Raw genomic sequence first — 4277 nt, 5'->3', positions numbered from 1 at the left:
GCGGGGATTCGTCTATTAGCAGGACGGCTTTTGCTACTTTGGTCCTCGTCGCAAAAAGCCCCCAGGTCCCGCCGCCGTTTTACATCAATGACGCCGGAAAGCGTCGAGGACCAGTATCACGGCACCGATGGAAATGGCGCTGTCGGCGATGTTGAAGTAGGGCCAGTAGAGGCCACCCCAGTGGGCACCAATAAAATCGACCACATAGCCGAGACGGATGCGGTCAATCAGGTTGCCGACCGCACCGCCGAGAATCAGCGCAAGGGATATGGCGGTCCAGGTGGAGCCGGGCTTGAGCCGTCGCAGGATGGCGACGATAACCACGACCACGAGCAAAGCGATGCCGATGAGCAGCCAGCGTTGCCAGCCGCCGGCCCCAGCCAGGAAGCTGAAGGCGGCGCCGGTATTGTGGATCAGGCGGAAATTGAGCAGGCCTGGAATGACGACAATACCCTGCCCCACCCGCCAGATGTGGCTCAGCCAGAGCTTGACACCCTGATCCAGCAGGATGACCCCAAGCGATAACCATAAATAACGCAGCATCAGCAGAACTCCCGTGTTTCGCCGGGTAAGGTGAGGTTTTCGACACAGCGGTCGCAAATATCCGGATACCCGGAATGACGACCCATGTCCGGGCGACGATGCCAGCAGCGCGCGCATTTTTGGGCATCACTGGGTCGGACTTGAATGGCGATGCCGGGGATGATATCGCTGCATCCTTCCGGGCGTTCCCCATAGGGGTGCAGGGCGCACGCGGAGCTCAGCAGGAAAAAGCGCAGTTCCTCGCCGAGGGTCACGAGAAACTCATGCCAGTCGCTGTTGGCGTAAAGGGCGATTTCGGCATCCAGGCCGGAGCCAATCTTTTTTTACTGACGCAGGGGTTCCAGAGTGGCATTGACAGCGTCCCGCAACTGACTAAGCCGCTCCCAACGTACATCCAGTGCTTCACTATCAGCAGGTAGTATAATTTTCGGATATTGTGCATAAAACACGCTGGGGGACGGGCGATTGCCCATCTCGTTCCAGATTTCTTCAGCGGTGAAGCTCAGGATGGGGGCCATCCACACCACCATAGCTTCGAGCATCTGCCAGAGTACCGTCTGTGCCGAGCGCCGCGCCCGCGAGGCGGCGGGCGTGGTGTAGAGGCGATCTTTGATCACATCCAGATAGAGCCCGCCCAGATCCACTGAGCAGAAGTGATGCAGACGCTGCTGGACGCGGAGGAATTGATACTCGCTATAGGCAGCGCGAATTTCCTCCTGCAGGAGCGCGGTACGGGCCAGCATCCAGCGGTCCATTTCCAGCAGATCCGCCGTGGGCAGGGCATCCGTGGCCGGATTAAAGTCGTGGGTGTTGCCCAGCATATAGCGGGCCGTATTACGGATGCGCCGGTAGCTGTCGCCCAGTTGCTTGAGGATGGTGTCGGAGATGGGGATCTCGCTGCGGTAGTCCTCCGAGGCCACCCAGAGCCGCAGGATGTCCGCGCCGTAGCGGTCGATGATTGCCTGCGGGGCAATGACGTTGCCCACGGACTTGCTCATCTTCCGGCCTTCGCCATCGACGGTGAAGCCGTGGGTTAGCACCACCTTGTAGGGTGCCCGCCCGCGGCTGGCGACAGACTCCAGCAGGGAAGACTGGAACCAGCCGCGATGCTGATCGGAGCCTTCCAGATAAAGATCGGCCGGGCTATGCAACTCAGGCCTCTGCTCCAGTACAAAAGCGTGGGTGCAGCCGGAGTCGAACCAGACGTCGAGAATATCCGTGACCTTGTGGAAGTGATCGTGGCCGCAGCCGCTGCAGCGGGCATCCGCAGGCAGAAAATCGCTGTCCGGCTGGTTGAACCAGGCATCGACCCCGCCCGTTTCAACCGCCTGGGCGATACGCTCGAAGGTGTCGGCATCGCGCAGGGGTTCGCCACACTGGGCACAGGAGAAGATCGCGACGGGCACGCCCCAGGCGCGTTGCCGGGAGATGCACCAGTCCGGACGCTGGTTGACCATACCGGCGATGCGGTCTTCGCCCCAGTCGGGAATCCACCGGGTGGCGTCGATAGCAGCGATGGCCTTTTCGCGCAGACCGTTGGCGCTCATGCTGATGAACCACTGGGGTGTGGCGCGGAAGAGCAGGGGGGTCTTGTGGCGCCAGCAATGGGGGTAGCTGTGACGGATTTTCTCAAAATGGAGCAGGGCACTGCGCTCGCGCAGGAGTTCAGGTACCCGTTCATTGGCTTCCTGCACGGTGATACCCCCCAGACTCAGGGGCAGATCATCTTTGAAGCGGCCGTTGCCGAGCAGTGGGCTGTCCACCGGCAGGTGATAGTGCCGGGCCGCTTCATAGTCATCCACACCATGGGCGGGGGCAGTATGCACGCAGCCGGTGCCTGCCTCCAGGGTTACATGCTGACCGAGGATGACCGGCACTTCCCGATCCAGGAAGGGGTGTTTGAGGCGGAGGCCCTCCAGCACCACACCGGCGAACTCGGCCAGTACTTCTGCTTCCGGGTGACCATAGCGGGCGAGGGCGCTTTCTGCCAGTGCCGCGGCGAGGATCAGATGCCGGTTGCCGGAGCGCAGCAATACGTAGGTATATTCGGGGTGCACGGCTACCGCCTGATTGGCGGGCAGGGTCCACGGCGTGGTCGTCCAGATCGCCACGCTGGCCTCTGCAGGTTCAGCGAGGCCAAGGCGTTGGCTCAGGTCTGCGGCGTCGGCGACGACGAAGGCGACGTCGACAGAAGGATCGCTGCGATCCTGATATTCTACTTCCGCCTCTGCCAGGGCGCTGCCGCAGTCCACACACCAGTGTACCGGCTTGGCACCGCGTACCACCTGGCCGCTCACCGTCAGGCGACCGAGTTCCCGCAAGATGTTGGCTTCGGCCTGGAAGTGCATGGTCAGGTAGGGTTTCTCCCAGTCCCCGATAATACCGAGGCGCTCGAAATCCTGGCGTTGCCCGGCAATCTGGCCTTCGGCATAAGCACGGCAGGCATTGCGGAAGGCTTGGGCCGTGACCTTTTCGCCGGGACGTCCCAGTTCCTTTTCCACCTGGATCTCAATAGGCAGTCCGTGGCAGTCCCAGCCCGGCACATACGGCACCCGGAAGCCTTCGCTCAGCTTGCTTTTGTTGATGATGTCCTTGAGCACCTTGTTGACCGCATGGCCGATATGAATCTTGCCGTTGGCGTAGGGTGGGCCATCATGCAGGATGAACGTGGGGCTTTCAGCACGCGCCTTTTGCAGCGCTCCGTATAGCTCATGCTCCTGCCAGCGGGCCAGGGTCGCGGGTTCACGCTCCGGCAATTTTCCCTGCATGGGAAAGTCGGTTTTAGGAAGGTTAAGGGTTTGCTTGTAGTCCATGATTATTCAAAGTCCTGGGGATGTTCGGCGAAAAAGCTTCGGGTGTTCACGACGTCATTGTCGATGGCGGCCTTGAGGGTGTCGAGATCCACATATTTCTCTTCGTCCCGCAGCTTGTGGTGCAGCTCTACAGAAACCTCCTGTCCATAGAGATCGGGGCTGTCCGCATCCAGACAGTGGGCCTCCAGTACCATCTGCTTGCTGCCGACGGTGGGGCGCAGACCGATGCTGATGGCGGCGATCCAGTTTCCTTTCGGACTCAACAGGCGTCCGGCAAAGATACCTTTGACCGGCACCGGGCGGCGATTCAGGGGGATATTGGCAGTCGGAAAGCCCAGTTCACGGCCCAGATGATCGCCATGCACGACCCGTCCACAGAGGGCATAGGGACGTCCCAGCCAAGCCGCCGCCTGTGCCAAGTTTCCGGTCTGTAAAAAAGCGCGGATGCCGGTGCTGCTCACCCGTTTGCCGTCGAGCAGAAAGGGGGGCTGCTCTTTCACCGAAAAGCCATACTGTTGCCCGAAGCGGAGGAGCATGTCCAGATCACCCAGCCGTCCCGCCCCAAAGCGGAAGTCGTGACCGACGCTCAGTAGCCCGCAGCGCAATTGTTTGACCAGTATCTGAGTAATGAAATTCTCAGCAGACAGGTTGGCCAGCGCCTGATTAAAAGGCAGGCAAGTGATGCTCTGTACCCCGTTTTGGCGGAGTGCTACTACCTTCTCGCGCAGGCTGCTGAGGCGTGGTGGCGCGTCCGCACATCGAAAAAACTCTCGGGGTAGGGGCTCGAAGGTGAGCACTGCAGTGGGTAGCCCACTTTCCCGCATGGCCCCCAGCAGTGCCTGATGGCCGCGATGCACCCCATCGAAATTGCCGATGCTGACCGCCTGGGTTGCGTCAGCGGCGCGGGTGCTGCGGCGATGG

The 4277-nt window shown here is 61.0% G+C and carries 4 protein-coding genes; all 4 read right to left on the bottom strand.

From position 1 onward, the window contains the following. Positions 1–84: 84 nt before the first annotated feature. Positions 85–543, bottom strand: coding sequence for a signal peptidase II (gene lspA, locus AC2VNK_RS06195; RefSeq protein ID WP_486883193.1), 459 nt, complete (start codon positions 541–543; stop codon positions 85–87). Beyond that, positions 543–797, bottom strand: coding sequence for a zinc finger domain-containing protein (locus tag AC2VNK_RS06190; RefSeq protein WP_486883192.1), 255 nt, complete (start codon positions 795–797; stop codon positions 543–545). The genes lspA and AC2VNK_RS06190 overlap by 1 nt, the downstream gene beginning before the upstream one ends. A gap of 69 nt (positions 798–866) precedes the next feature. Then, positions 867–3356 carry an isoleucine--tRNA ligase gene (gene ileS / locus AC2VNK_RS06185; protein ID WP_486883191.1) on the bottom strand — a complete coding sequence of 830 codons (2490 nt, stop codon included), beginning with the start codon at positions 3354–3356 and terminating at the stop codon, positions 867–869. 2 nt (positions 3357–3358) lie between these two features. Then, positions 3359–4277: bifunctional riboflavin kinase/FAD synthetase (locus AC2VNK_RS06180; protein ID WP_486883190.1), on the bottom strand; the 919-nt coding region annotated here is incomplete at its 5' end.

The organism is Acidithiobacillus sp. TH-A35, assembly GCF_057473505.1.
This window is presented reverse-complemented; position numbering and strand designations above follow the sequence as displayed.